This is a genomic window from Actinomadura vinacea (genome assembly GCF_039532545.1).
Lineage (GTDB): Bacteria > Actinomycetota > Actinomycetes > Streptosporangiales > Streptosporangiaceae > Spirillospora > Spirillospora vinacea.
Genome location: NZ_BAAARW010000050.1, coordinates 132,942 through 159,344, shown reverse-complemented (window position 1 = coordinate 159,344; position 26,403 = coordinate 132,942). Strand labels below are relative to the sequence as shown.

The window sequence follows — 26,403 nt, the reverse complement described above, 5'->3', positions numbered from 1 at the left end:
ACTGCCGGATTCCACACTGCCGGATTGCACGCTGCCGCTCATTCGGCGGTCGCCTCCTTGACCTGCGCGACGATCTGCGTGGGGTTGACGAACATCAGCGCGATGATCAGCAGCACCGCCGACAGCGCCATGTAGATGACGGCCATCGCGTCGATGGCCTGGGCGGCCCGGATGCCCGGGGTGAACGCGGCGCTGTAGAGCGCCACGATCAGGGTCTGGCTGTCGGCGTCGGCGACCAGGAAGGTCAGCTCGAACATCGCCACGGTCCGGACCAGCACCAGGATCCCGGCGGCCAGGATGCCCGGCAGCAGCAGCGGCACCAGGACGCGGGAGAACACCTGCCGGGTCCGGGCGCCGCACATCCGGGCGGCCGACTCCACGTTCGCGTCGATCTGCTCCACGAACGGGGTCATGACCAGCACCACGAACGGCAGCGCGGGCACCAGGTTCGCCGCGATCACACCGGTCATCGTGCCCGCCAGATGGAACTTGTAGAGCACCGTCGCCAGCGGGATCCCGTAGGTGATCGGCGGGAGCATGACGGGCAGCAGGAGCAGCAGCAGGACCAGGCGCTTGCCCGGGAAGTCGCGCCGGGCCAGCGCGTACGCGGCGGGCACCCCCAGCAGCAGCGACAGTGCCACCACCGCCAGCGTCACGCCCAGGGTCGCCTGGAGCACCTCGCCGAGCGCGAACTCCGACCAGGCGTCGGAGTACCAGGCGGTGGTGAAGCCCTTGGGCAGCCAGCCGGAGAACCAGGTCTCGCCGAAGGAGTTGACGATCACCGACAGGATCAGCGCGGCCAGGTTCAGCAGGAAGAACGCGACGCAGGCCCACACGACCCAGCCCGCGATGCCGCGGCGCCGCGTGCCCTTGAGGCGCCCGAACGAGACGGCCGTCATGACCCCTTCCCTCCCATCGCGGGGCCGCTGTAAAGGCGGCCCCGAAGGAACAGCGTGAACGAGATGACCAGCAGCTCGAACAGGCCCATCAGGACGGCGATCGTGGAGGCCATCGAGTAGTCGTACTTCTCGAACGCCGCCTGGTAGGCCGCGATCGCCATCACCCGGGTCTCCCCGGCCGGTTCGCCGACCAGGTTGGCCGACGGGAACACCGAGAACGCCAGCACGAAGGCCAGCACGAACGTGGTCGCCAGGCCGGGCGCCAGCAGCGGCAGCGTCACCCGCCGCATCCGCTGCCAGGGCCCGGCGCCCAGCGTGGCCGCGGCCCGCTCCAGCGTCGGGTCGATGCCCGACAGGTAGGCCAAAACCAGCAGGAACGCGAACGGGAACCCGGTGATGATCAGGGACAGCAGGACGCCCCAGTAGTTGTAGATCAGCCGGACCGGCTGGTCGATCAGCCCGGCGTCCATCAGGAGCGTGTTCAGCCAGCCTTTGGGGCCGAGGTAGCGCAGCAGCCCGTCGGCGACCAGCACCGTGCCCAGCGTCACCGGCAGCACCAGCACCGCGGTGAGCAGCCGGCGGCCGCGGAACCGGCCGCGCAGCCGGTAGGCGATCGGCACCGAGGCGCCCACGTTGATGAGGGCGGCGGGCAGCGCGAGCCGCAGCGTCTTGCCGATGGTGCCGCGCTGGTAGGCGTCGCTGAAGAACGCCGAGTAGTTGCCGAAGATCCCGCCGCCGTTCTTGGGCTGCATCGACAGCCCGACGCCGTACATCATCGGGTACAGGAACAGCACGGCCACGACCAGCACGGCGGGTGCGAGCAGGAGCAGCACCCGGTCGACGCCGCGTTCGGCGAGCCGGTGCCGCAGGCCGCCGCGCGGGCGCGGCGCGGGCGCCTCGCCGGTACGGGCCGGCGGTGCGTCGACGGCCATCACCGCTCCTTCGGGCCGGTCGCCTCGGCCGTCCCGGAGAACACCAGGACGCGCTCCACCGGCACCGTGAGTTCGACCCTGGAACCGGGCGCGACCCGTTCGGGCAGGCGGAAGTGGATGACGTGGCCGCCGTCGGTGACGCCCTCGGCCGCCACCTCGCGGCCGTGGAACTCCGAGACGTCGACCCGCACGCGCAGCGCGTTCACCGGGTCGGCGGTCTCCCCGGCGACCCGGAAGTCCTCCGGCCGCACCGCGGCGACCGCCGCACCGTCCGGAATGTCCTCCTGCTGCGGCACCCCGGTGAGGCGGAGGCCGCGGTCGGCCAGGGTGATCCGCCCGCCTTCGCGGGCGGCGACCGGCATCGGCAGCAGGTTCCGGTAGCCCATGAATCCGGCGATGTAGGTGCTGGCCGGGTAGGTGTAGACCTCCTCGGGCGTGCCCTCCTGCTCGATCCGCCCGGCCCGCAGCACCACCACCCGGTCGGCCAGCGCGAGCGCCTCCTCCTGGTCGTGCGTCACGTACACGGTGGTCAGGCCGAGGTCCTGGTGCATGCGCCGGATCTCGGTGCGCATCTGGACGCGGAGCTTGGCGTCCAGGTTGGACAGCGGCTCGTCCATCAGCACCAGCCGGGGGCGGAGCACCACCGCGCGGGCGATCGCGACCCGCTGCTGCTGCCCGCCCGACAGCTGGCCGGGCAGCTTGTGGGCGTGCTCGGTCAACTCGACCAGCCGCAGCGCCTCGTCCACGCGCTTGGCGATCTCGGCCTTGCCGGTCCGCCGCACCGACAGGCCGAACGCGACGTTCTTGCGCACCGACAGGTGGGGGAAGAGGGCGTAGTTCTGGAACACCATCCCGAACCCGCGCCGCTCGGGAGGGAGGCCGTCGATGCGCTCGCCGTCCAGCCGGATGGCGCCTTCGGAGAGCGGCAGCAGCCCGGCCAGGCAGTTGAGCGCCGTCGACTTGCCGCAACCGGACGGCCCGAGCAGCGCCAGGAACTCCCCGCCCTTGATCTCCAGGTCGATCCGGTCGAGTGCCAGGGACGTGCCGAAGCGGCGCGTGACGCCCTCCATCCGCAACTCCCCGAATCCGACGCGGGCGTCCTCGGCCGCGACGGCCGTCATGACTTGCGCACCTTCTGGCCGCCGATCTCCCGGTCCCACTTGTCGAAGGCGGCGACCATGGCCTTGGCGTCGAGCGGCGGCGCCTTGGGGTTGTCGGCGATGAGCTTGTCGTACTCGGGCCGGCCGTACTCCTGGACGACCTTCTGGCTGTCGGCCGGGGCCATGGAGAGGGTCACGCCCTTCACGGCCGGGCCGGGGTAGAAGTAGCCCTTGTCGTAGGTGATCGCCTGCTGCTGCGGGGTCAGGGCGAACTTCATCAGGTCGGTCAGGACGGCGAGCTTCTCACCGGAGATGCCCTTGGGGACGACCATGTAGTGCGCGTCGGTCACCCACGTGAAGCCGTCCAGGGCGCCGGTCTTGACGTCCTTGGGCACCTGGCCGAGGACGCGCGGGTTGATGTCCCAGCCCGTCGTGGTGAGGATGATGTCGCGGGTGCCCTCGCCCAGCTCCTTCATGGTCTGGGAGGTGCCCGTCGGGTAGTACTCGACGTACTTGTCGAGTTCCTTGAGGTAGGCCCAGGTCTTGGACCAGCCGTTGACGGGGTCCATTGGGTTGGAGTCCTTGAGGATGTAGGGCAGGCCCATGAGCCAGGTGCGTCCGGGCCCGGAGTTCGACGGCCGCGCGTACATCAGCTTCTTGGGGTTGGCCTTGGCCCAGGCGAGGAGTTCCTCGGCGGTCTTGGGCGGCTTGGAGACCGTCTTGTTGTACTCCAGCAGGGGCCCGGACGGGTAGTACGTCACCGTGACGCCCTTGCCCTTGGCCAGCTCCTGCATCTTGGCGGCCGGTTCCTGATAGACGGTCTTGAGGTCGGGCAGCTTGCTCGCGTACTTGCCGGCCAGGTCGACCCAGAGGTTCTGCTCCAGCCCGGCCGCGAGGCCGTCGTTGCCGGTGAGGACGAGATCGATGTCGAGCCGTCCCGCGTCCTGCTGCGCCTTGACCTTCCCCGCCAGCTCGGGCGCGGTCACCTTGTTGTAGGTGACCCGCTCGACCAGCTTGGGGTTGCGGGCCTTGTAGTTCTCGAAGATCTGCTGGGTGAGCTGGAGGTTGCCGGCCACGTCCACGATGTTCAGGGTGACCGGCTTGGACGGGTTCTTGACGTCGGCGAGGGCGGGTTCGGCGGCGGAGCCGGATCCCGATTCCGGGGCGCCGCACGCGGCGACCCAGGTGATCAGGGAGGCGGCCAGGACGATGGCGGAGGTGCGCGGAGTTCTCAAGGGAGTTCTCATTGGGGGGTGGTCCTCCTGGTGGGCCGGGCTCTCCTACGTCGGCCCGGTAGTGCTCCGGATGAGGAGACGGGTCGCCAGCTCCGGCGCCGGCGGCCGGGGCGGCGGGGGTTCCGCCGCCCCTTGGGGTCGGGCCTCCCGCAGTTTCGCGAGGAGCATGGCGGACGCGGCGCGCGCGACTGCCGGGATCGGCACGGCCACGGTGGTCAGGGGCGGCGCGACCATCGACGCGGTCGGCACGTCGTCGAAGCCGACGATGCTCATCCGCCCGGGCACCGGCACGTCCCGGTCGCGCAGGCGGGCCAGCACGCCGAGCGCGACCAGGTCGTTGTAGGCGAAGACGGCGGTGACGTCCGCGGCGAGCGCCTCGTCGGCGGCCCGGTAGCCGCCGCCGAACCGCGGCTCGTAGGGGCCCAGTTCGACCAGCTCGATGCCGCGTTCGGCGCACCCGGCGGCGAGGAACCGGCGGCGCTGCCGGTTGGACCAGGAGTCGCGCGGCCCGGCCAGGAACGCGCAGCGCCGGTGCCCGAGCGCGTGCACGTGCCCGATCGCCTGGTCGATGCCGGGACCGAAGTCCATCGCGATGGAGGGGACGGTGCGGCTGAGCCGGTTGGCCAGGACGAGCGTGGTCTTGGCGGCGATGGAGCGCACCCGCATGCCGGACATGCGGGGCGCGCAGAGGATGAGGCCGTCGGCGCGCTCGACCATGGCCTCGGCGAGCCGTACCTCGGTGGCGGCGTCCTCGTCGGTGTCGGCGAGGAAGACCGCGTACTCGGTGTCCCGGAAGTAGGCCTCCACGCCCTTGATGAACAGCGCGAAGACCGGGTTGGCGATGTCGGGCACGATCAGCCCGACGTTGGTGGTGCGGCCCAGGACCAGCGACCGGGCGGCCCGGTTGGGCCGGTAGCCCAGCCGGTCCGCGCACTCCAGCACCCGCCGCCGGGTTTCGGCGTTGACCAGCTCGGGGTTGTTGAGCGCCCGCGAGACGGTCGAGGCCGAGACGCCGGCGGCCGAAGCGACCGCCCGGATCGAACTCATACCCGGGATTATGAAAACGTTTGTGGTACACGTCAATGCCCAATGTTCCCGGACGCGTACCGGGGCGGCGCGATCAGCCGCGCAGCAGCGACCGGCTGATGATCATGCGCTGGACCTCGCTGGTGCCCTCGTAGATCGTGGTGATCGGGCGTCCCGGTAGAGCCGCGCCCCCTCATGGTCGGTGGCCATGTCCGCCAGGCTGAACGCGACCGCCTGGTTGTCCGCGAGCGGGCGCCCGAACTGGTGCCGCGTGCGGGCGTGCTCGCGCGCGGTGTCCAGCGCCGCCCGGGAGATCCCGTTGGCAAGCGCGCCGATCCCGAGCCGCCCCTTCTCCAGGACGCGCAGCACGGCGCCGAAGCCCTCCCCCTCCGCGCCGAGCAGCGCCGAGCCCGGCAGCCGCACGTCGTCGAAAACGAACCCGCCGACCGGCGAGGCCCGCTGCCCCATCTTCTTCTCCTTGTACGCCCGCCGCACGCCGGGCGCGTCGGCGTCCACCAGGAACATCGACATGCCGCCCCGCTTGCGCCGCTCCGGGTCGGTCACGGCCAGCACCAGGGCGAAGTCGGCGACCGGGGCGTTGTGGATGTAGACCTTCTCGCCGCGCAGCACCCAGTCGGCGCCGTCCCGCCAGGCGGTCGTGGCCAGGCCGCCGAGGTCGGACCCGGCGCCCGGCTCGGTCAGCGCGTACGCGCACCGCCGCGTCCCGGCCAGCAGCCCGTGCAGGTGGGCCTCCTTCTGCTCGGGTGTGCCGAACGCCGACAGCAGCGAGCCGACGAGTTCGACCAGGCCGCACTGGTCGGCCACGCTGGAGTAGCCGTACGAGAGCTCCTCCATCACTTCGACGTAGTCCAGGGTGGTGCCGCCCGATCCGCCGTCGGCCTCGGGGACGGTCACGCCCAGCAGGCCCAGCCCGCCCATCCGCTCGTAGATCTCGGCGGGGAACCGTTCGGTCTCGTCCAGCTCCTCCGCCACCGGCCGCACCTCGGCCGCCACGAACGAGCGGACCATCTCCACCAGCGCCTCGTCCGCCATTACCGGGGCCCCTCGATCATCTTGAGCACGTGGGTGGCGGCCAGGCAGACCGCCCCGTCCTGGTTGGTCACACGCACGGCCGAATAGACCTTGCCCTCGCCGGGATCGACCCGTTCGGTGGTGTACCGGACGGTCAAGGTGTCGCCGAAGAAGACCGGCGCGGTGAACCGCACCCGGTCGTAGCCGTAGGAGACCGCGTGCTCGCCGGCCCGTTCCAGCGCCCGCGTCGAGACGGTGGAGGTGTAGCCCAGACGAGTACGCCGTGCGCGACCCTGCGGCCGTACGGTGTCCCGGCCATGTACTCGGCGTCCACGTGATTGGGCGCCAGATCACCGGTGACCCCGGCGAACAGGTAGACATCGCTCTCGGCCACGGTCTTGCTGAAGGTGACCTCGTCCCCGACTTGGAATCCCATCGCGTTCTCCCTCTGGACGGCGTCAGGACAGGGCGTAGCCGCCGTCGACCGCCAGGATCTGGCCGGTCACGTACGCGGCGGCGTCGGACAGCAGGAACAGTGCCGGTCCGACCATCTCGGCGGGTTCGGCGATCCGGCCGAGCGGGACGCGCTCCTCGATCCGCGCGGCCCGCGCCGGGTCGGCCAGCAGCGGTTCGGTCATCGCGCTGCGGACGTAGCCGGGCGCGATGCCGTTCAGGCGGATCCCGTCCTCGCCCAGCTCGACCGCCAGCCCCCGGATCAGGTGCGACAGCGCCGCCTTGACCGCCCCGTACGGGACGATCCCGGCCACCGCGCGGTCGGCCGACATCGACGAGACCGCCAGGACGCTCCCGCCGCCGCGCCGCCGCAGGTGCGGGACGGCGGCCCGGACGGTCCGGTACGCGCCGCCGAGGTTGATGTCGCCGAGCCGCCGCCAGTCCTCCTCCGCGATGTCGGCCGCCGCGGAGCGCACCTGCACCCCCGCGGCGAGGACGAGCAGGTCGGCGCCGCCCATCTCGTCCAGCACCCGGCCCGGAAGCCCGGGATCGAGCAGATCGCCCTGGACGGCGGTCGCCCCGATCTCCGTGGCGGTGCGCGCCACGGCCGGGTCCCTGTCCAGCAGCCGCACCCGGGCCCCGGCGGCGGCGAGCCCGCCCGCGATGGCGGCGCCGATCCCGTTCGCGCCGCCGGTGACCAGGGCGTCGCGTCCGGCGAAGTCGAACCGCGCGCCGCTCATGCCGCCTCCCTGTGGGGGGACGATTCGCGGTGGGGGGACGACCCCCCACACCCCCGGCAAGAACAGGCAGCATGCCCTCGCTCCGCTCGGTCATGCCGCCCCCGCCCCGTTCCGGCCGGTGAACGCGGCGATCCCGCGCTCGTACTCGGCCGTGAACATGGTGCGCTCGACCAGCGTCTCCAGCGCGTCGCGGACGGCGGGCAGGCCGTCGCGGACGAGGGCCCGGTTGGCGAAGCGCTTGCTGTGCGCGACCGCGTCCCGGCCAGGGCCATGACGCGGCGCGGCGGGCCGACCGTCCAGAGGAACAGGTCCAGCGGGTGGACGGCCTGGGTGATCAGCACTCCGCCGCCGTCGCGGGCGTACGTGCCGCGGCCCGGCTCCTCGTAGTAGCTCTGCGGCCGCCACCACGGGACGTGCACGGTGCCGCCGAGGACGTCGCCGAGCCCGCCGCCAGCGACCAGGTCGTGCAGCGCCCGCCCGGCGGCCTTCGCGCGGTGCTGGTAGCAGACCGCGAGCCCGATCCCGGCCGCCTCGGCGGTCTCGACCAGCAGCCGCGCGCGGGCGAGGTCGGCCTCGAGGGGCTTCTCCACGATGACGTCGGCCCCGTGCGCGGCGGCCGCGCGGACCGCGTCCAGATGGGTGCCGGTCGGCGAGAGGACGAGGGCGAGGTCGGCGCCGTCCTTGAACGCGTCCTCCGGCGGCCACACGCGGCGGGCACCGGGGAAGCGGTCGCGGACCCGGGCGGCGCGGCCCTCGTCGCGGGTGGCCACCGCGACCACCTCGTGACCGCGCCGCCGCAGCGCCGCCAGATGCGGCTCGGCGGCCAGCCCCGCGCCCAGCACGGCCACCCGGCGGCTCACCGGCCCGCCCCGGTCAGCAGCTCGCTGGACCCGACCAGCTCGGCACGGGTCAGCAGGACCTTCAGATGGTCGGCGGGACGGTCGGTGAGCGCGGCGAAGGCCTCGGCGGCGTCCGGCAGGCCGATGACGCCGGTCCGCAGCGGGCCCGGATCCACCTTTCCGCCGGCCAGCAGCCCGATCGCGGCGCGGAAGTCGCCGCGGTCGTAGTTGCGGCAGCCGATCATCGACAGCTGCGGGCGTAGAAGCGCTCGTACGGCAGGGTGAGTTCGTGGCCCGGCTTGGCGGCGGCGATCGCGACGTACCGGCCGCCGCCCGCGAGCACCTCGGCGGCGACGGCGGCGGTGTCGGTGAGGGTGACGGTGTCGTACACCAGGTCGACGCGGCCGGCCCGCTCGGCGGTCCACTCGGCCAGCTCCGCGCCGGACGCCGTGGTGAACTCCTCGAAGCCGAGCCGGCGCAGCGTCTCGGCGCGGCCGGGCAGCCGGTCGGCGAACAGCACGCGCTCGACGCCGCGGGCGCGGGCGACCCGCGCGGTGCTCATCCCGATGGTGCCCGACCCGATCACCAGCGCGGTGTCCCCAGGCCGGACGGTGCCGCGATCGACGACGTGGCCGCCCACCGCCAGCGGCTCGACGAGCGCCCCGAAGCGCGGGCCGACGTCGTCGGGCAGCGGAAGGCACTGGTCGGCGGCGACGGTGAAGCGGTCGGCGAAGCAGCCGTTCGGCGCGGACAGCCCGAGGACGGTCATCCCGGCGCACTGGTTGGTCCGGCCCGCGGTGCAGGCCCGGCAGCCCCCGCACGACAGCGTCGGATAGACCACGACGTGATCGCCCTCCGCCAGACCGGTTCCGTACGGGGCGGCGACCACGCGGGCCACGCACTCGTGTCCCGGCACGGCCGGGTAGCGGGCGATGGCGTTGGTGCCGCGCAGCAGCGACAGATCGCCGCCGCAGATGCCCGCCGAGTGCAGCTCCAGCAGCACCTCGCCCTCGGCCGGGACGGGCTCGGCGGCCTCGGCCACCTCCATCCGCCCCGGACCGGTGATCCTGACCTGTTTCATGCCCGTCCCTTCCGGAAGACCTCTGCCGGCATCGGCCGCACGTCCTTGATCAGCGGCCGGAAGCCCATGTGCGGGAGGATGTCGCGCTCGACGTCGACGCCGGGGGCGACCTCGGTCAGCGCGACGCCGCCGGGGGTGAGCTCGAAGACCGCGCGCTCGGTCACGAACAGCGCCTCCCGGCCCTCCTGGGCGGCGAACGGGCCGGAGTAGGTGATCTGCTCGACCGCGTCGACGAACTTGTGCACCCGCCCCTCGCTGACGATCCGCACCCCGCCGTCGCGCACGTCCACTTCCAGGCCCTTGGCGGTGAACGTCCCGCAGAAGACGGCCTTGCGGGCGTTCTGGGAGATGTCGACGAAGCCGCCCGGGCCGATCGTCCGGCCGCCGAACTGCGACACGTTCACCGAACCGGACGCGTCGGCCTGCGCGAGCCCGAGGCAGCAGACGTCGAGCATGCCCATGCCGAACAGGTCGAACTGGGTCGTCGAGGGCACCCGGGCGGACGCGCCGCGGGAGATCCCGAACAGGTCGCCGGAGACCGGCACGCCGTCGAAGAGCCCCTGCTCGATCGCGATCGTGCTGCCCGCCAGCCGGCCCTCGGCCGCCAGCACGTCGATGACGTGCGCGGACATCCCGAACCCGACGTTCAGCACGGCGCCCTGGGGGACCTCCATCGCGGCCCGCCGGGCCACCGCCGCGCGCACCGGGTCGTCCAGGTCGACGTGGACGGTCCCGTCCGCGGACGCGCCGGAGAGGGCGGGGTCGTCCTCGCCGGCGTAGGTCTGCCACTGCTCGGGGCAGACGACGACCGCGTCCACCAGCGCCGCCGGGATCGTCACGGCGCGGGGGTCCAGCGGGCCGTCGGTGACCCGCTTGACCTGGGCCAGAACCCGTCCGCCGGACGCCTTGGCGGCCTGCGCCACCGCGAGGGAGTCCAGGACGGCGGCCTCGTCCGCGCAGCCGATGTTCCCGGACGGGTCGGCCTCGCTGCCGCGCACCAGCGCCACGTCCACGGGGAACGGCCGGTACCGCAGGTGTTCGGCGCCGTCGAGTTCCAGCAGCTCCACCAGGTCCTCGCGAGCGGCGCGGTTGGCCCGGCCGCCGCCGTTGCGCGGGTCGGCGAAGGTGTGCAGCCCGGTCCGGGTGACCAGGCCGGGACGGCGCGCGCCGATCTCGCGCAGCAGGAGGCTGATCGCGCCGGCCGGCAGCGCGTAGGCCTCGATCCGGTCGGTGGCGGCCAGCTCCATCATCCGCGGGGACCAGGTCCAGTGGCCGCCGATCACCCGCCGGACCATGCCCTCGTGGGCGAAGGCGTTGGTGCCCCGCCGGTCCCGGTCGCCGAGGCCGAGCGCGTGCACCAGGGTCAGGCCGCGCGGCGCGCCGGTGCCGAGGAAGCGGCTCTCCAGCGCGGCGAGGAGGGAATCGGGTTCGAGCACGCCGCCGCCCGAACCGGTGATCGCGACCGTCGCGCCGTCGGCGACGCCGGCCACGGCGTCCGCCGCGGAGCTGAACAGGGGTCCATGTCCCATCGTCTCCCCTTCCATGTAACCGGTTACACAACTATGGACAGGCGCTTCGCGTCAACACCCCACAAGGGGCGAAAGCGGTATGGAAACGGGCAGAGTAAACGGGCGGGGTGCGGTCAGCGGGCCCCGGCGGCGGGGCGCGGCGCCCCGGTGGAGCGGCGGATCACCGGCTCGGCCGACAGCACCGTGCGCGCCCCCGGCCGCTGCCCCTCCAGCAGTCCCCGCATCGCCAGCCAGGCCGCCGCCGCGACGTCCCGCTGCGGCGCCCGGACGGTCGTCAGCGGCGGCGCCATGAAACGGCCGAACGGAATGTCGTCGTAACCGGTTACGGAGACATCCTCCGGAACCCGTATCCCGCGCTCGGCCAGCGCCCCCACCAGGGAGATCGCGGCCAGGTCGTTGTAGGCGGCCACCGCCGTGCAGCCCGTCGCCAGCACCTCGTCGGCCACCCGCCGGCCGTCGTCGAGCGACTCGGTCGCGGTCAGCTCGTCCACCCGCAGCCCCTGCCTGCGGAACCCGCGCACCGCACGCCAGCGCTCCTGCTCCTGCCACGACCGCGCCGGGCCGTGCAGGTAGGCGAGGTGCTCGTGCCCCAGCCCGGCCAGGTGCTGCAGCAGGTCGCGCATCGCACCGAAGGCGTCCACCACCACGCTGGACATCACCGGATCGTCGATCTTGCGGTCGACCATAAGCACCGGCCTGCCCTCCGCCACGAACTCGCGGAAGGTGGCCGGGCCCGAGCGGGGCGCCGACAGGATCAGCCCGTCGGCGCGCCGCAGCAGGCTCAGCCCCAGCTCCCGCTCCGCCGCCGGGGACTCGTCGGAGTCGGCGACCAGGACCTGGTAGCCGTCCCGCGCCGCGTCGTGCAGCACGTACTTGATCAGCGAGTAGAAGTGCGGGTTGGCCAGGTTGGGGACGAGGATGCCGATGATGTTGCTGCGGCCGCTGGCCAGGCTCTGCGCGACCACGTGCGGGGCGTATCCGAGCCGGCCGGCGGCCTCGTGCACCCGCCGGGTCAGCTCGGCCGAGACCGCCGCCGACCCGGCGAACACCCGCGACACCGTCGCCACCGACACCCCGGCGGCCTCGGCGACCTGCCGGATCGTCGGGCGGCCCGGCCGCGCCCCGTCGCCGCCGGTCGCGCCGCCGCCGGCGTTCCTGCCCCGCTGACCGCTCACCGGCCGTCCCTTCGCACTCGCACCGATCGACTCGACGTTGACGCGCTCCCCGGCTTGAAGGCCGGAGATTCAGTCCGTGCCGCGCTGTGCGGCACCTCTGTGGCTTCCTGTTTCGCCGGGTCCTGCCCTCCGCTGGGCGGCGGGTCTCACGGTCCCTCCACAGGCGTTTAGCCTCTCCGCCCGTCCGGCGGCGAGGATGTTGATCGCGGCGTTGACGTCCCGGTCATGGACAGCGCCGCACGGGCAGGCCCACCCGCGGATGTTCAACGGCATCGACTCGGCGATCGCGCCACAAGAACTGCACCCCCTCGATGAGGGGAACCACCGGTCCACCTTCGCGAAGGTGCGCCCGTAGCGGGCGGCCTTGTACTCCAGCATGTTCATGAAACTGCGCCCATCCGGCGTCGTGCACCGACTTGGCCAGCCGCGTGCGGGCCAGACCGTTCACCGCCAGGTCTTCGACGAAAACCGCTTGGTTGTCGCGGATCAACGCCGTGGACAGCTTGTGGTGATGGTCCCGCCGCGCGTCCGCGACCTTGGCATGCGCCCTGGCCACACGGACGGCGGCCTTGCCGCGGTTACTGGAGCCCTTCGCCTTGCGGCTGAGCACCTGCTGCGCTTTCCTCAGCTCTCGCTCGGCGCGGCGCAGGAACCGGGGGTTATCGATCCTCCGGCCGTCCGACAGCACCGCAAAGTGTGTCAACCCCAGATCGATGCCGATCGCGGACGCGGCCTCGGGAAGCGGTTCCGCATCGGTCTTGACCACGAACGAGGCGAAGTACCGGCCGGCGGCGTCCTTGACCACCGTCACCGACGACGGGTCGGACGGCAGGTGGCGCGACCAGCGGACCGGCACGTCCCCGATCCTGGGCAGGCGCAGTCGCCCGAGGGCCTGCTGCAACACCACGGCCGACACCTCACCCAACCAGGCCCGCCCGGGGGTCTTCTTTGCCTCCGTGATCACTATTTTGGACAGGTCCCCGTCCGGGATGTACGCCAGTCCGGCCGCGTGCGCCTCCCGCCTCAGGCTCAGCGCGTCGTTGAACACCACCCGGGCGCACCCGAACGCTTTGGCCAGCGCCAGACACTGACCTGGCGTGGGGTAGAGGCGGAAGTTGTACCGGAGCTGCACACCATGAAACCTACCCTTGGTTCATGTCCGAATATGAAGAGGCATCAGAAACGGCAGGGCGAAGATCCCGAGCCTGCGGTCGTAGGCCTCCAGGTCGGCGTTGCTGGTCTTGGCGATCTCCAGGGTGCCGTTGCGGAGCTGCTCGTTCATGCGCTCGTGGCTGCCGAGCACTGCGTTGGGGTAGACGTGGCCGCCGAGCCGGCCGCCGGTGAGCTCCGACAGGCGGCGCAGGAAGAACCGCTCGGCGACGACCTCGGGGTTGTGCTCGTCGACGGTGTCGCCGACCCGGATCCGGCCGCCGCCGGAGCGGAGCGAGGCGATCGCGGGCGCGGCCGCGGCACCGAGCCCGACCAGGCCGGCGGCGAGGAAGCCGCGCCGGTCGGGGACCCGGAGCCGGGACGGGGGCGGGGGCTGGGGTGGGGTGGCCATCGGACCTCTTCCCTGCCGGGGTCGTAGAGAAGTATGTAACCGGTTACTTGGCTGCTCTTCCTACGCCCCACCCGAAGCCGGCGTCAACCCCCCGCATCGATGTTCTACAGAAGGTTGACGATGCGGATGAGAGATGTAGAGGATTGGCTCACGTGCTTCCGGATCCGAGAGGCGGCCGTCATGACCGAGGTGTTCAACGCCGCGGACCACCTGGTCGACCGGCATCTGCGCGCGGGGAACGGCGACCGCCCGGCCCTGATCACGCCCGGCCGGACGCTCACCTACCGGCAGCTGTCGGACGAGGTGCGCCGGGTGGCGGCCGGGCTCCGCGCACTGGGCGTCCGCCCTGAGGAGCGCGTGCTCATGTGCATGGCGGACGACGTCGAACTGTTCGCCGCCCTGCTCGCAGCCATGCGCGTCGGCGCCGTGGCCGTCCCCTGCTCGACCATGCTCACCGGCCCCGAGCTGGGCAAGCTGGTGACCGACTCGCGATGCCGGGTGGTGCTGGGCTCCGGCGAGTTCGGCCAGGCCGTGCGGGGCGCGCTCCAGGACGCCCCCGAAGTGCGGCACACCGTCCTGACCGGCGACGACGTCTCGCTCCTGCCCGGCCACGTCCAGGGCCGCACCTGGCAGGAGTTCCTGAAAGCCGGCGCGGACAAGGAAACGGAGGACGGCAAGGAAACGGGGGACGGCGCGGCCGGCGTTCATCCTTCCTGGCCCGACTCGCCCGCCCTCTGGCTCTACACATCGGGCACCACCGGAAAGCCGAAGGCCGCGATGCACCGGCACATCGACATCAAGCTGGTGGCCGAACTCTACGGCCGGCAGGTGCTCGGCATGGGCCCGGGCGACCGCTGCCTTTCGGTGGCCAAGCTGTTCTTCGCCTACGGCATCGGCAATTCGATGTTCTTCCCGCTTTCGGCGGGCGCGACCGCGCTACTGGAACCGGCCAGGCCCACCCCCGGCCTGTTCGCCCGCCGCGCCAGCGCCGACCAGGCGACTCTCCTGTTCGGCACCCCGAGCTTCTGGGGCCCGCTGCTGGCCTCGGACGTCCCGGACGACGCGTTCGCGACCGTTCGGCAGGGCGTGTCCGCGGGCGAGGCACTGCCGCCGAGAATGTTCCACAGAATGGCCGAGCGCTTCGGCGTGGAAGTGCTGGACGGCATCGGATCCACCGAAATGCTGCACATCTTCATTTCCAACCGGGCAGGTAAAGTCCACCCGGGTTCCTCGGGAACTCCCGTGCCCGGCTACGACATCGAACTGCGGGACACCGAAGGCGGCCTGATCGAAGGCATCGGCGAGCCCGGCGAGCTGTACGTGCGGGGCGACTCCGCGGCCGTCGGCTACTGGTGCCGCGCCGCGACCTCACGGCATGTCTTCCTGGGCGACTGGGTGCGCACCGGGGACACCTACGTCCGCAACGACGATGGCACCTACACCTGCCTCGGGCGTACGAACGACCTCCTCAAGGCGGGCGGCATCTGGGTCTCGCCGACCGAGGTGGAGGAACGCCTCCTGGCCCATCCCGACGTCGCCGAGGTCGCCGTCGTCGCCGTCCCGGACGCCGACGACCTGGACAAACCGGTGGCGTGCGTGGTGCCCGGGCCAGGTAGCAGGATCGACCCGGAGGAGCTCATCGCCTGGTGCCGGGAGGGGCTGGCCTCGTTCAAGCGCCCCCGGGGCGTGATCGGGCTGACCGAGCTTCCCAAGACCGCGACCGGCAAGATCCGCCGCAACGTGCTGCGCGATCTGGCCCGGTCGGAGTTCCAGGCCGGGTTCGGGACGGGAAAGGACGAGGAGACCGGTTGATCGGCGACGACCTGGTGGTGGACGCGCACATGCACGTCCCGCGCCTGTCCACGCTCAAGCCCGCCTGGCTGGAATGGGCGGACCGCTTCTCGGGGCCGCACCCGTGGCGGGACGCCTACGACGAGCACGGCGATCCGGTGCCCGAGCGGCTGGACGCGCTGCTGGAGGCCGAGGGCGTCGACCGGGCGCTGCTGTTCAGCGAGTACAGCCCGCGCGCCACCGGCGTCCAGGCCATCGAGGACCTGCTGCCGATCGTCGAGCACAACCCGGTCCGGTTCCGCCTGGTCGCCAACGTCAACCCGCACCTGCACCACCCCGTCCAGGCGGAGGCCGAGCGGCAGTTCGAGCTGGGCGCGGTGGCGCTCAAGCTGCACCCCGTCCACGGCGGCTTCTCCCCCGCCGACCGCGAGCTGTACCGGACGTACGCGCTGTGCGCCGAACGCGGCGTCCCCGTCATCCTGCACTCGGGGACCTCCAGCTTCCCGGGCGCCCGGACCCGGTTCGGCGACCCGCAGCTGATGCTGGACGTGATCGAGGACTTCCCGGACGTGCACTTCGTGTTCGCCCACGGCGGCCGGGGCTGGTGGTACGACACCGCCGCCTTCCTTGCCCTCTCCCGGCCGAACGTCTGGCTGGACCTGGCGGGGCTCCCGCCCAAGCGGCTGCCCGAGTACTACGCCCGCTTCGGGCCGTCCCGCCTGGCGAGCCGGTGGATCTTCGGCACCGACTGGCCCGGCGCCCCGGGAGCGGCCCGCAACGTCGCCGCGCTGCGCGATCTGGGCCTGCCGCCGGACACCCTCAGCGCCGTCCTCTCCGGCAACGCCGTCAGGATCTTCTCGCTTTGACATGACGCCGGGCCGTCTTCTCTCGCCCGCAGGCGCGGGCGAGAGAAGACGGCCCGGCGGCTCCTCCGCCCGGTCAGACCGGCTCGGGTTCGGGTTCCGGCTGAGGAGGCATGGGGGTGGGCGGCACCAGCGGCCCCGGCTCCGGCGGTTCGGGCTCGGGAGCCGGGTTCGGAGCCGGATGGGGGGCGGGCATGGGCGCGGGCGGCGGATGCACCGAACCCGGCGCCGCCATGATCCGCGTGTCCTGCTGCATGGCTCCTCCTCTCTTCGTGATCTTGCTCGTCCCGGTCGGGGGCCGCCCGGCCCGCGGGCCGGGCGAGGTGCCTTGATACCCGCCCGGCGCGGCGATCATTCGGGTGAACGCGATCACGGTGCGGCGTCCCGGGGCGGAGCGCCGCTGATCACCGCTATGCTCCTGCGCGGCAGGGCCGTAGCGCAGAGGTCGACGCGCCTTAGCGGCAAGCTGGAGGACGCCGGTTCGAATCCGGCCGGTCCTGCCACCCCCCTTTCCCGTCCCGGCCTGCGGAAGTCTGATCGAAAACCGATGGCGAATCGTCCGACCCGGCCGATATCGTGCCGGTTGGTGGGGCCGTAGCGCAGTGGCGGCGCGCCAGGGCGACATCCCGGAGGACGCCGGTTCGATTCCGGCCGGCCTCACCCCCAAAACCTCAACCCTCACAAGCCTCACGCGGAAGGTCCGGAGTTTCGATGACGTCGGTCGACCATGACGTGACCGGCCGCGCCGAGCCCGACGCCGCGGACATCGATGCCTGCCTGCGCGTGCTCGCGCAGCTGCCCGCCTACGACAGCCCGCACGACGCCGAAGGCGGCTCGGGATCGGACCAGGACCCGCGCTGGCGCGAGGTGTGGCAGGCCGTCGAGCGGGCGCACCGGGAGGTCAAGAAGGCCCGCAAGAACGCGCGCCGGGCCGACCGCCGCGACGGCGACCGCACGGCCACCGCCGCCACCGCCCGCTTCCGCGACCAGGACCCCGACACGCTGTCCGCCCCGGCCGCGCCGCCCCCGGCGCCCCCGGCGCCCCCGCAGGCCCGGCATTCGCTGGGCGGCGCGCGGCAGTGCTACGTGTGCAAGGCGCTGTTCCGGGAACTGCACGCCGAGTACCACATGCTCTGCCCGGAGTGCGCCGAGGAGAACATGGCCCGCCGGTTCGCCCGCTGCGACCTGAGCGGGCGGCGGGCGATCGTCACCGGCGGCCGGATCAAGATCGGTTTCCACGTGGCGCTGAAGCTGCTGCGGGACGGAGCCGAGGTGCTGGTCACCACCCGTTTCCCGCGCGACGCCGCACGCCGGTTCGCCGCGGTGCCGGACGCCGCCGACTGGACCGACCGGCTCCACGTCCACGGCGTCGACCTGCTCGACCTGCCCGGGGTGGCCGGGCTGCTGCGCACCGCGCACGAGCGGTTCGACCATCTCGACATCCTGATCAACAACGCGGCGCAGACGATCCGGCGGCCCGCCGCCTACCATCGCGAGGTCCACGCGGCCGAGGCCGAGCCGCTCACCGGCCCCGCCGCCCGGCTGGAGATCACCGGCCGGGGGCCGCGCGAACCCGCCCGCGGCGACGGCCCGGACGCCGCGCTCCCGGCCCTGGCCCCGCTCCCCGCGGAGGCCATGCCGGCGGGCCCGGAGCCCGCCGGTCTGGAGACGCTGTTCCCCGCGGGCCGTACCGACGAGACGGGCCAGCCGCTCGACCTGCGCGACCGCAACAGCTGGAGCCTGCGGCTGCACGAGGTCGACCCCGGCGAGTGGCTGGAGGTCCAGATGGTGAACGCGTTCGCGCCGTTCCTGCTGACCTCGCGGCTGCGCGGGCTGCTGGAGGCGTCCCCCTGGCCGGACCGCTACGTCGTCCAGGTGTCGGCGATGGAGGGCAGCTTCTCCCGGAAGGGCAAGACCGTCCGGCACCCGCACACCAACATGGCCAAGGCGTCGCTCAACATGATGACCCGCACGGCCGGCGCCGACTACGCCGCCTCCGGCATCCACATGACCAGCGTGGACACCGGGTGGATCACCGACGAGCGCCCGCACCCGTCCAAGCAGGCGCAGCGCGCGATCGGGTTCCGCCCGCCGCTGGACGTCGTCGACGGGGCGGCGCGGGTGTACGACCCGGTGGTGCGCGGGGTCGGCGGCGAGCGGCTGTCCGGGCTGTTCCTGAAGGACTACCGACCGGTGGAGTGGTGATGGCTGAACCGACGCCCGTACGCTGCCCGGCGATCGAGCACCCCGACGTGCCGACCGCCGACCTGGCGGAACTCGACCCGTTGCTCGACCGGCTGGCCGCGGCGGACGGGGTGGAGGACGACGAGGCCTTCCCGCTCGGCACGCTGCGCGCCGACGGCCGGGTCGACCTGTGCAAGCAGGGGCTGGGCGCGCCGGGCGTGGCGCGGCTGCTCCCCGCCGCGGTCGCTTCGCCGCACGCGGTGCACGTGCTGCTGGGCACCAACGCGATGGGCGACGAGGGCGCCCGCGCGGTCGCCGAAGCGCTGCGTCCCGGGCACGGTCTGGAGACCCTCTACCTGGGTTGCAACAGGATCCGGCCGGAGGGCGCGACGGCGCTGGCCGAGCGGCTGGCCGGCGACGACACCGTCCGGGCCGTGTGGCTCAAGCGCAACCCGGTCGGCGACGAGGGCGCGCGGGCGCTGGCGGGGATGCTGCGGCGCAACTCGTCCGTCCGCACCCTCGACCTGGTCAACACCGGTGTGCGCGCCGACGGGCTGCGGGCGCTGCTGGAGGCCCTCGTCGAGCGTCCGCAGCCGCTGGAGCGGCTGTTCCTCGGCGGCAACGGCCTCGGCATCGACGAGGCCGACCTGCTCGCGGCGCTGATGCGGGACGCGGGCGTCCGCGAGCTGTACCTGTCGGCCAACCATCTGGGCGACGAAGGCGCGGCCGTCCTGGCGCGCGCGGCGGCGGAGGCGGGCGGTGCGTCGCGTCCGGTGCACCTCGGCCTGGGCGGCAACGGCATCGGGCCGGAGGGCGCGCGGGCGCTGGCGGAGTCGCTGGCGGCGATCGAGTCGCTCGACCTGGCCCGCCCGCCGTCCGAGCGGGCCCTGGGCGCGCCGCCCAACGCGACCGGCGACGAGGGCGCGTCCGTGCTCGCCGCCGCGCTGCCCGGCACCCCGCTGCGCCGTCTGGACCTGCGCCGCACCGGGATCACCGGGCGGGGCGCCAAGACGCTGCTGGCATGCGTGCCCGACGACACCCGGCTGGAGTACGTGGGGCTGGGCCCGGGCGTGCCGCGGCGGGTGAAGCGGGCCATGGCGCCGCGGCTGCGTCCCGCCGGGCGTCCGCACGCCGACATGCGGGCGATCGGAAGCGTCTACCGTTGACGCTCCCCGCCGCGCCTCCGCTGCCGGGGCGGCCCCCTCCGCATCTCGCGCAGGAGCTGGCCGGGTGGCGGAAGGCCCGGCGGTACGCGGTGCCGCAATGGATGATCGAGCAGGCGACCGAGCGCCGGCTGGCCGGGAACTGGGCCGGGGCGTGCGCGGCGGCACGGGTCGACGTCGAGCTCGACCTGGCGGACATCGCCCGCCGGCACGGTACCCAGGTCGGCAGCGCGGTGCGCGACGACCTGCTGCACTTCGCGCCCGACCTGCTGCGCTGGCACCTGCCCCGGCTCGAGTACGGGATGAGCACGATCGCGAGGCGGCAGGCGATCGTGCTGGGCGAGTACGACGGGCCCAAGCTGTACGTGTCCACCCCGCCCCGGTACGACGGGCCGCAGCGGCTGCGGCTGCGGTTCGGCCCCAAGCTCGGGGGCGATGACGACGAGCGCTTCGGCCTGACCCCCCACTTCTGGGCCGGGCTGCGGCATCTGTGGGACGCGCGCCGTTCCGGTGAGCTGCTGGAACGCTGCGGCGGCGACCGGCGCCGGGCCCCGTTCTTCCATCCCGACGGCACGCCGGTCCAGGAGCCCGGGGCCGGCGATGATCCGGCCGCGCTGTTCGAACGCGTCACGCTCCTGCAGGACCGGGGCGAGATCGAGGCCGCGGTCGACGCCGCGGGCCTGGTCATGGACCCGGGCGAGCCCGACCGCCCGCGGGAGCATCCGATGTCACCGCGCGGGATCCTCTCCCGGCTGCCGCTCGCGCTGTCCCGAATGGCGCCGGAGCTGCGACGGCTGGGCGGCGACCTGTACAAGATCAGGCCGGGTTGGGGGCTTCCAATCCTGATCGAGGCCAGGGCCCGCCCGCTCTTCCGGCCGGTGCGCCGCGAGGAGCCGGGCGCGGCGCCGCTGCCCCAGGAAGTCTGGCGCCGGCTTCCGGATCTGGACCTGCTGCGCGCCGGCCGCATCACGCCCGAGGAGCTGCACCCGCTGGTCCGCTCCGCGCTCTTCCCCGGACGCCCCGCCCCGGACGGCCCCGTCGGCCCGCCCGACCCGCGACCGCCCGAACCGGTACGCGTCCGCTGCCGCGGCGAATGGCACCAGATCCACTCGCCCGATGGCGAACTGCGCCTCCCGCATACCGACGAAGAGATCCGCCGCGAGTCGGCGATGCGGGTACTGGGCGGGGCGACGGCCGGATGCTTCGCCGTGCACAACGCCTGGACGGGCCGGGGCGGGCGGCTCCCCCGCGCGCTGCGCGCCCTGCGGCAGGAGCTGTTCGAGCGCGTACAGCACGGCGACGCCCCTGGCGTCCTGCGGCTGCTGGACGCCGGCGCCGACCCCCGGGTCCGCGACGGCCGCAAGCGCACGCTGCTCCACGCGCTCTACACGCTCGACCATGAGGAACTGCTGCCCCGCCTCCTCCAGGCCGGGCTCGACCTGGAGGCCAGGGACCAGGAGGGCCGCACGCCACTGCACCTGGCCGTCCGCGATTACGGCTCGACGTCCCTGGTCGTGGCGCTGCTGGGCGCGGGCGCCCGGCTCGACGCGGTCGACGACCTGGGGCGGCCCGTGGCCCTGGGCCCGCGGAACCGGCGGACGCTCGAGAAGCTGATCGAGGAGCGAGGCCTCGATCCCGGTACGACCTCGTTGGGATAGCCGAATGATCGATCACCGTGCCCAGGACCTGGCCGACTGGCGGCGGATCCGCCGCTACGCGGTGCCCCGCTGGATGATCGAGCGGGCCACCGAGCGGCGGCTGGCCGGCGACTGGGCGGGGGCGTGCGCCGCCGCGCGGATCAGGGTCGAGCTCGACCCGGCGGACATCGCCCGCGAGCACGGCGCCGACGTCGCCGCCGCGGTACGCGACGACCTGCTGCACCTGGCGCCCGACCTGCTGCGCTGGCACCTGCCCCGGCCCTGCCAGGGCCGCAGCACGCTCGCCACCCACGTGTCGATCGTCCTGTCCGAGCACGGCGACGGGCGGTCGCTCCACGTCACCACGCCCACGATGGCCGACGGGCCCCAGCATCTGACGCTGCGCTTCGGCATGACCGCCGAGCCCGACCAGTTCTACCGCGCGTCGGAGCAGAGCTGGGCCGCCGCACGGCACTTCTGGGACGTCCGCCGTTCCGGTGAGCTGCTCGCACGCTGCGGTGGGGGCGACCGCGCCCCGTTCTTCGACCCCGACGGCACTCCCCGCGCCGCCGGGGAGCCGTCCGGTGACGATCCGGCCGGGCTCGCCGAGCGGGTCACCGCGCTTCTCGACCGGGGCGAGGTCGAGGCCGCGTTCGACGCCGCGGGCATCGGCCTCGACCTGTCGGCACCGGACCTTCCGCACTACTACCGGGCACGGGACCCGCACGCGATCCTGGCGACGCTCCCGCTGGCGCTGACCCGGCTGGCCGCCGAGCTCCGCCTGCTCTCCCCGTCCGGCACGGGCGGGAGCCACCAGATCCCGAGCGGATGGCCCACCACGGTCCTGGTCGAGGCGGACGACGGCCTGCGGATCAAGGTGGTGGAGCGGATGAAGGTGCAAGGCGCGCCGATCGTCCCGGAGGCCCACTGGCGCCGGCTCCCGGATCTGGACCTGCTGCGCGGCGGGCACATCACGCCCGAGGAGCTGCACCCGCTGGTCCGCTCCGCGCTCTTCCCCGCGCGCCCGGCACCGGACGGCCCCGTCGGCCCGCCCGGCCCGCGACCGCCCGAACCGGTACGCGTCCGCTGCCGCGGCGAATGGCACCGGATCCACGCCCACGACGGCGGACTTCGGCTCCCCCACACCGACGAGGAGATCCAGCGCGAGTCCGCGCTCCAGGCTCTCGGCGGGGCCACGGCCGGTTGCTTCGCCGTACGGCACGCCTGGACCGGCCACGGCGGGCGGCTCCCCCGCGCGCTGCGCGCCCAACGGCAAGAGCTGTTCCAGCGCGTCCAGCACGGCGACGCCCCTGGCGTGCTGCGGCTCCTGGACGCTGGAACCGATCCCCGGGTCCGCGACGGCCGCAAGCGCACGCTCCTGCACACGCTCCACATGCTCGACCACGAGGAACTGCTGCCCCGCCTCCTCCAGGCCGGGCTCGACCTGGAGGCCAAGGACCAGAACGGCCGCACGCCGCTGCACATGGCCGTCGGCGATCACGGCTCGGAGGCGCTGGTCCGGGCGCTGGTGAACGCCGGGGCCCGGATCGATGTGGTCGACGAGCTGGAGTGGGCGCTGGTCGATCTCATCGGGCGGACCGGGCGTACCGATCTCGGCTGGCTCACCGACCGGCTCGCCCGGGAATGCCCCGGCCTCGGCGGCCGCTGGTGGAGTGACGACGACGAATGACCGGTTTCCTGGCGGAGCGGATCCGCTGTGCGGTCCGCGGCCTTCAGCCGGACATCGAGTCGGTACTGACGGAGGCTTGTGGTAGGCCGGGTGCGCCATAGAAACGAGAAAGCCCTAACCTGGAGGACGACCGTTGGACCCCCTTTCCTCCGATCCGCTGGCCGCAGCGGACGAGCTGAACGCGCGGACCCGCGCGTCGCGGACCGAGCCGTCGGAGAACCCGCAGCTGGAGGCGCTCGCGCTCGCGGTGGCGGCGAACCTGCCGGTGCTGCTGTGGGGCGAGCCGGGCATTGGGAAGTCGGCGGGCATGGAGCAGCTGGCCGCCCGGCTGGACGTGCCGCTGGAGACGGTCATCGCCAGCGTGCACGAGCCGTCCGACTTCGCCGGGCTGCCGATCATCGGGGATGATCCGGCCACCACCGGCGTCCCGATGGCACCGCCGGACTGGGCGGTGCGGCTCGCCGCCGCGGGCCGCGGGCTGGTCTTCTTCGACGAGCTGTCGTCGGCGCCGCCCGCCGTGCAGGCGGCGCTGCTGCGGGTCGTGCTGGAGCGCCGGGTGGGGAGCCTGTCGCTGCCCGAGCCGGTCCGGGTGGTCGCGGCCGCCAACCCGCCCTCCAGCGCCGCCGACGGCTGGCATCTGAGCCCGCCGCTGGCCAACCGGTTCGTCCACCTGCACTGGACGCACGAGCCGCGCACGGTCGCGCGCGGCATGGCGGGGACCTGGCCGTCGGTGTCGATCCCGGTGGTGGATCCGGGGAAGGCGTCCGGCGCGGTCGCCCGGGCGCGCGGGGCGATCTCCGGTTTCCTCACCGCGCGGCCCGGACTGGCGCACCACCTGCCCGCCGACGCGGAGGGGCGGGGCGGGGCGTGGCCGTCGCCGCGCACCTGGGAGATGGCGCTGCGGCTGCTGGCCGTCGGGTACGCGACGGACGCGGGCCAGGAGGGCCTGTCGGCCGCTGTGGTCGGGGCCATCGGCGACGGCGCCGGCATCGAGCTGCTGTCCTACCTGGACGAGCTGGACCTGCCCGACCCCGACCGGGTGCTGGCCAACCCGGAGGCGTTCGCGCTGCCCGAGCGCGGGGACCGGCAGCTGGCCTTCCTGACCGCCGTGGTCGCCGCCGTCCAGGGGAACCTGAGCCGGCGGCGGTGGGAGGCCGGCTGGGTGGTGCTGGCCAAGGCGGTCGACGCGGGCGTCCCGGACGTCGCCGCGCGGGCCGCCGCCGACCTGGCCGTGCTGCGCGACACCGACTGGCCCGTGCCCGGCGGGATCGACGGGTTCATCGACATCCTGCAGCTGTCCGGCGCCATGCCGGGCGGGCACTGACATGTCCGGGCTCGACCGCACCAAGCTGCTGGCCGCCCGCTACCGCGCCGCGAACGACCGCCCCTACCTGGCGTCGGCGCTGTACTCGCTGTCGGTGGTGCCGAGCGGCAGGGTGCCGACGATGGGCGTCGACCGGCACTGGCGGTGCTACGTCTCGCCGTCGTTCGTGGCCGCGACACCCGTCACGGAGCTGGCCGGGGTCTGGATCCACGAGGTGGCGCACCTGCTGCGCGACCACCACGGCCGCGCGTCGCGGCTGCCCGCCGCCGACCAGCGCGACCGGGGCCGGGTCAACATCGCCCAGGACTGCGAGATCAACGACGACCTGCTGGCCGACGGGCTGCCGCTGCCGGAGGGCCGGATGACGCCCGGCCTGTTCGGGCTGGAGGACGGGCGGCTCTTCGAGGCGTACCTGCCCGACATCCCGCCCCAGGACCACCACCCCGACTGCGGGTCCGGGGCGCACGGCGTGGCCGCGCCGTGGGACCAGGACGGGCCCGGTCTGCCGCGCGTCAGCCCGGTCGAGGCGGACGCGCTGCGGCGCGCCACGGCCGAGGCGATCCGCGCGCACGAGCGCTCCCGCGGCAGCGTCCCGGCGGGCTGGCGGCGCTGGGCGGAGGAGGTGCTGGAGCCGACCGTCGACTGGCGGCGGATGCTGGCGGGCGCGGTCCGGGAGGCGGTCGCCTGGGCCGGCGGCGCGGTCGACTACACCTACCGGCGGCCGTCCCGGCGGACGGCGGCGATGCGCGGCGTGGTGCTGCCGTCGCTGCGCCGCCCGCTGCCGCGCGTCGCGATCGTGGTGGACACCTCCGGGTCGATGGGCGAGGACGATCTGGCGGCCGCGATGGCGGAGGTGACCGGGGTGCTGCGCGAGGTCGGCGTGCGCGGCAACCGGGTCAGCGTGCTGGCCTGCGACGCCGACGTGCACGCGGTGTCCCGGGTGACCTCGGCCGACCAGGTCGAGCTGGGCGGCGGCGGGGGCACCGACATGCGGGTCGGCATCGAACGCGCGCTGGCCTCGCGGGACCGGCCGAACGTGGTCATCGTCCTCACCGACGGCTACACGCCCTGGCCAGAGGAGCCCACGACGTGCCGCCTCATCGCCGTGCTCGTCGGCGACTCGCCGCCGTCCCCGCCGGCCTGGGCGGAAGCGGTTCCGCTGGGCGAGCCGGTCCGGTAGTACTCTCCCCCGATGAGCAGCAGCGAGCACGGCTCGGCCACCCCGATCACCGTCCCCGGGCCGCCCCGGCTGGAGGAGGTGGGCGACGGCGTCTTCGCCTACCTCCAGCCCGACGGCACCTGGTGGATCAACAACACCGGTTTCCTGGTGGGCTCCCGGGGCGTGGTCAGCGTGGACTCCTGCTCTACCGAACGCCGCACCCGCGCCTACCTGGAGGCGATCCGCTCGGTCACCGACCGGCCGGTGCGGACCCTGGTCAACACCCACCACCACGGCGACCACACCTTCGGCAACCACCTGTTCGGCGGCGCGACCATCGTCGCGCACGAGGAGACCCGCGCCGCGGCGCTGGCCTGGGGCGAGCCCGTGGCCGCGCCGATCTGGACCGACGTCGACTGGGGCGAGTTCGCGCTGGAGCCGCCGTTCCTCACCTACACCGACGGGGTCACGCTCTGGGTGGACGATCTGCGCTGCGAGGTGCGGCACGTCGGGACCCCGGCGCACACTACCAACGACTCGGTCCTCTGGATCCCCGAGAAGGGCCTGCTGTTCTGCGGCGATCTGCTGTTCAACGGCGGCACCCCGTTCCTGGTCCAGGGGTCGATCGCGGGCTCGATCAAAGTGCTGGAGGAGGTCGTCGCGCCGCTGAACGCCGAGACGATCGTGCCGGGGCACGGGCCGGTGGCCGGGCCCGAGCTGATCGGCACGGTGCTGGGCTACCTGCGGTTCGTCCAGGCGACGGCGGAGGCGGGCAGGGCGGCGGGCCTGTCGCCGCTGGAGGCCGCGCGGGAGACCGACCTGGGCCCGTACGCGGACCTGACCGACCGCGAGCGGATCGTCGGCAACCTGCACCGCGCCTACTCGGAACTGGACGGCGAGCCGCTGGGCGCCGTCATCGACGTGCCCGCCGCCTTGTCCGACATGGTCACCTACAACGGCGGCAAGCCGCTCACCTGCCGCGTCTGACAA

25 protein-coding genes, 2 tRNA genes and 2 pseudogenes are annotated in these 26,403 nt (G+C 73.5%); 11 read left to right on the top strand and 18 right to left on the bottom strand.

The window, feature by feature from the left end; all coding sequences use genetic code 11:
* Positions 1–38: 38 nt before the first annotated feature.
* From ABD340_RS47310 to ABD340_RS47240, 17 genes and pseudogenes are all read right to left on the bottom strand, one after another.
* Entirely contained in the window at positions 39–899 is an 861-nt protein-coding gene (locus ABD340_RS47310) for an ABC transporter permease (protein WP_344598706.1), read from the bottom strand.
* Positions 896–1,831, bottom strand: a complete 936-nt coding sequence (locus ABD340_RS47305; RefSeq protein WP_344598704.1) for an ABC transporter permease — start codon at positions 1,829–1,831, stop codon at positions 896–898. The genes ABD340_RS47310 and ABD340_RS47305 overlap by 4 nt, the downstream gene beginning before the upstream one ends.
* Entirely contained in the window at positions 1,831–2,952 is a 1,122-nt protein-coding gene (locus ABD340_RS47300) for an ABC transporter ATP-binding protein (RefSeq protein WP_344598703.1), read from the bottom strand. The genes ABD340_RS47305 and ABD340_RS47300 overlap by 1 nt, the downstream gene beginning before the upstream one ends.
* The gene (locus tag ABD340_RS47295) at positions 2,949–4,166 is read right to left on the bottom strand and encodes an extracellular solute-binding protein (RefSeq protein ID WP_344598701.1); all 1,218 of its coding nucleotides are present in this window, start codon (positions 4,164–4,166) and stop codon (positions 2,949–2,951) included. The genes ABD340_RS47300 and ABD340_RS47295 overlap by 4 nt, the downstream gene beginning before the upstream one ends.
* Positions 4,167–4,211: 45 nt before the next feature.
* Positions 4,212–5,213, bottom strand: a complete 1,002-nt coding sequence (locus ABD340_RS47290) for a LacI family DNA-binding transcriptional regulator (RefSeq protein ID WP_344598699.1) — start codon at positions 5,211–5,213, stop codon at positions 4,212–4,214.
* 73 nt (positions 5,214–5,286) lie between these two features.
* A complete protein-coding gene (locus ABD340_RS48285) occupies positions 5,287–5,349 on the bottom strand; it encodes a hypothetical protein (RefSeq protein ID WP_425547557.1) in 63 nt (20 codons plus the stop codon).
* A gap of 32 nt (positions 5,350–5,381) precedes the next feature.
* Positions 5,382–6,245 (bottom strand): annotated as a pseudogene (locus ABD340_RS47285) (acyl-CoA dehydrogenase family protein); the annotation flags it as partial.
* Positions 6,245–6,496 carry a MaoC family dehydratase gene (locus ABD340_RS47280; RefSeq protein ID WP_344598779.1) on the bottom strand — a complete coding sequence of 84 codons (252 nt, stop codon included), beginning with the start codon at positions 6,494–6,496 and terminating at the stop codon, positions 6,245–6,247. The gene ABD340_RS47280 and the pseudogene ABD340_RS47285, both read right to left, overlap by 1 nt.
* Positions 6,379–6,660, bottom strand: coding sequence for a MaoC/PaaZ C-terminal domain-containing protein (locus ABD340_RS48280; RefSeq protein ID WP_425547556.1), 282 nt, complete (start codon positions 6,658–6,660; stop codon positions 6,379–6,381). Before ABD340_RS48280 ends, ABD340_RS47280 begins: the two co-directional genes overlap by 118 nt.
* A 22-nt stretch (positions 6,661–6,682) precedes the next feature.
* Complete coding sequence (locus ABD340_RS47275; protein ID WP_344598696.1) at positions 6,683–7,417, bottom strand: SDR family NAD(P)-dependent oxidoreductase; 735 nt, start codon at positions 7,415–7,417, stop codon at positions 6,683–6,685.
* Positions 7,414–8,277 (bottom strand): Gfo/Idh/MocA family protein, encoded by an 864-nt coding sequence (locus ABD340_RS47270; protein ID WP_344598695.1) that lies wholly within the window; start codon positions 8,275–8,277, stop codon positions 7,414–7,416. Before ABD340_RS47270 ends, ABD340_RS47275 begins: the two co-directional genes overlap by 4 nt.
* Positions 8,274–8,501, bottom strand: coding sequence for a hypothetical protein (locus ABD340_RS47265; RefSeq protein WP_344598693.1), 228 nt, complete (start codon positions 8,499–8,501; stop codon positions 8,274–8,276). The genes ABD340_RS47270 and ABD340_RS47265 overlap by 4 nt, the downstream gene beginning before the upstream one ends.
* Positions 8,498–9,337, bottom strand: coding sequence for an alcohol dehydrogenase catalytic domain-containing protein (locus ABD340_RS47260; protein WP_344598691.1), 840 nt, complete (start codon positions 9,335–9,337; stop codon positions 8,498–8,500). The genes ABD340_RS47265 and ABD340_RS47260 overlap by 4 nt, the downstream gene beginning before the upstream one ends.
* Entirely contained in the window at positions 9,334–10,866 is a 1,533-nt protein-coding gene (locus tag ABD340_RS47255; protein WP_344598689.1) for an acyl CoA:acetate/3-ketoacid CoA transferase, read from the bottom strand. Before ABD340_RS47255 ends, ABD340_RS47260 begins: the two co-directional genes overlap by 4 nt.
* Positions 10,867–10,979: 113 nt before the next feature.
* A complete protein-coding gene (locus ABD340_RS47250) occupies positions 10,980–12,041 on the bottom strand; it encodes a LacI family DNA-binding transcriptional regulator (protein ID WP_344598687.1) in 1,062 nt (353 codons plus the stop codon).
* 69 nt (positions 12,042–12,110) lie between these two features.
* A pseudogene (locus tag ABD340_RS47245) lies at positions 12,111–13,173 on the bottom strand (RNA-guided endonuclease InsQ/TnpB family protein).
* A 21-nt stretch (positions 13,174–13,194) separates the two neighbouring features.
* Positions 13,195–13,602, bottom strand: coding sequence for a type 2 periplasmic-binding domain-containing protein (locus ABD340_RS47240; RefSeq protein WP_344598685.1), 408 nt, complete (start codon positions 13,600–13,602; stop codon positions 13,195–13,197).
* Positions 13,603–13,782: 180 nt separating this feature from the next.
* On the opposite strand from ABD340_RS47240, the gene ABD340_RS47235 reads away from it, so the two are divergent.
* Both ABD340_RS47235 and ABD340_RS47230 read left to right on the top strand, forming a co-directional pair.
* Positions 13,783–15,414: a benzoate-CoA ligase family protein gene (locus tag ABD340_RS47235; protein ID WP_344598684.1), complete on the top strand. Its 1,632-nt coding sequence runs from the start codon at positions 13,783–13,785 to the stop codon at positions 15,412–15,414.
* A complete protein-coding gene (locus ABD340_RS47230; protein WP_344598683.1) occupies positions 15,411–16,259 on the top strand; it encodes an amidohydrolase family protein in 849 nt (282 codons plus the stop codon). The genes ABD340_RS47235 and ABD340_RS47230 overlap by 4 nt, the downstream gene beginning before the upstream one ends.
* 73 nt (positions 16,260–16,332) lie before the next feature.
* Here ABD340_RS47230 and ABD340_RS47225 read toward each other — a convergent pair whose 3' ends face one another.
* Entirely contained in the window at positions 16,333–16,512 is a 180-nt protein-coding gene (locus tag ABD340_RS47225) for a hypothetical protein (protein ID WP_344598682.1), read from the bottom strand.
* A 171-nt stretch (positions 16,513–16,683) separates the two neighbouring features.
* On the opposite strand from ABD340_RS47225, the gene ABD340_RS47220 reads away from it, so the two are divergent.
* The 9 genes from ABD340_RS47220 to ABD340_RS47180 all read left to right on the top strand — a co-directional run bounded on the left by ABD340_RS47220 (position 16,684) and on the right by ABD340_RS47180 (position 26,400).
* Positions 16,684–16,759, top strand: a tRNA-Cys gene (locus ABD340_RS47220).
* A gap of 85 nt (positions 16,760–16,844) precedes the next feature.
* Positions 16,845–16,916 (top strand) — tRNA-OTHER (locus tag ABD340_RS47215).
* Positions 16,917–16,967: 51 nt separating this feature from the next.
* On the top strand, positions 16,968–18,461 hold the full coding sequence (locus ABD340_RS47210; protein WP_344598680.1) for an SDR family NAD(P)-dependent oxidoreductase: 1,494 nt from the start codon (positions 16,968–16,970) through the stop codon (positions 18,459–18,461).
* A complete protein-coding gene (locus ABD340_RS47205) occupies positions 18,461–19,606 on the top strand; it encodes a leucine-rich repeat domain-containing protein (protein WP_344598678.1) in 1,146 nt (381 codons plus the stop codon). Before ABD340_RS47210 ends, ABD340_RS47205 begins: the two co-directional genes overlap by 1 nt.
* Positions 19,603–21,261 (top strand): ankyrin repeat domain-containing protein, encoded by a 1,659-nt coding sequence (locus ABD340_RS47200; protein ID WP_344598677.1) that lies wholly within the window; start codon positions 19,603–19,605, stop codon positions 21,259–21,261. The genes ABD340_RS47205 and ABD340_RS47200 overlap by 4 nt, the downstream gene beginning before the upstream one ends.
* 4 nt (positions 21,262–21,265) lie before the next feature.
* Entirely contained in the window at positions 21,266–22,930 is a 1,665-nt protein-coding gene (locus ABD340_RS47195; protein ID WP_344598675.1) for an ankyrin repeat domain-containing protein, read from the top strand.
* Between the two features lie 133 nt (positions 22,931–23,063).
* Complete coding sequence (locus ABD340_RS47190; RefSeq protein ID WP_344598674.1) at positions 23,064–24,254, top strand: AAA family ATPase; 1,191 nt, start codon at positions 23,064–23,066, stop codon at positions 24,252–24,254.
* 1 nt (position 24,255) lies between these two features.
* Positions 24,256–25,434: a vWA domain-containing protein gene (locus tag ABD340_RS47185; RefSeq protein WP_344598672.1), complete on the top strand. Its 1,179-nt coding sequence runs from the start codon at positions 24,256–24,258 to the stop codon at positions 25,432–25,434.
* Positions 25,435–25,446: 12 nt separating this feature from the next.
* Complete coding sequence (locus ABD340_RS47180; RefSeq protein WP_344598671.1) at positions 25,447–26,400, top strand: MBL fold metallo-hydrolase; 954 nt, start codon at positions 25,447–25,449, stop codon at positions 26,398–26,400.
* Positions 26,401–26,403: the final 3 nt, after the last annotated feature.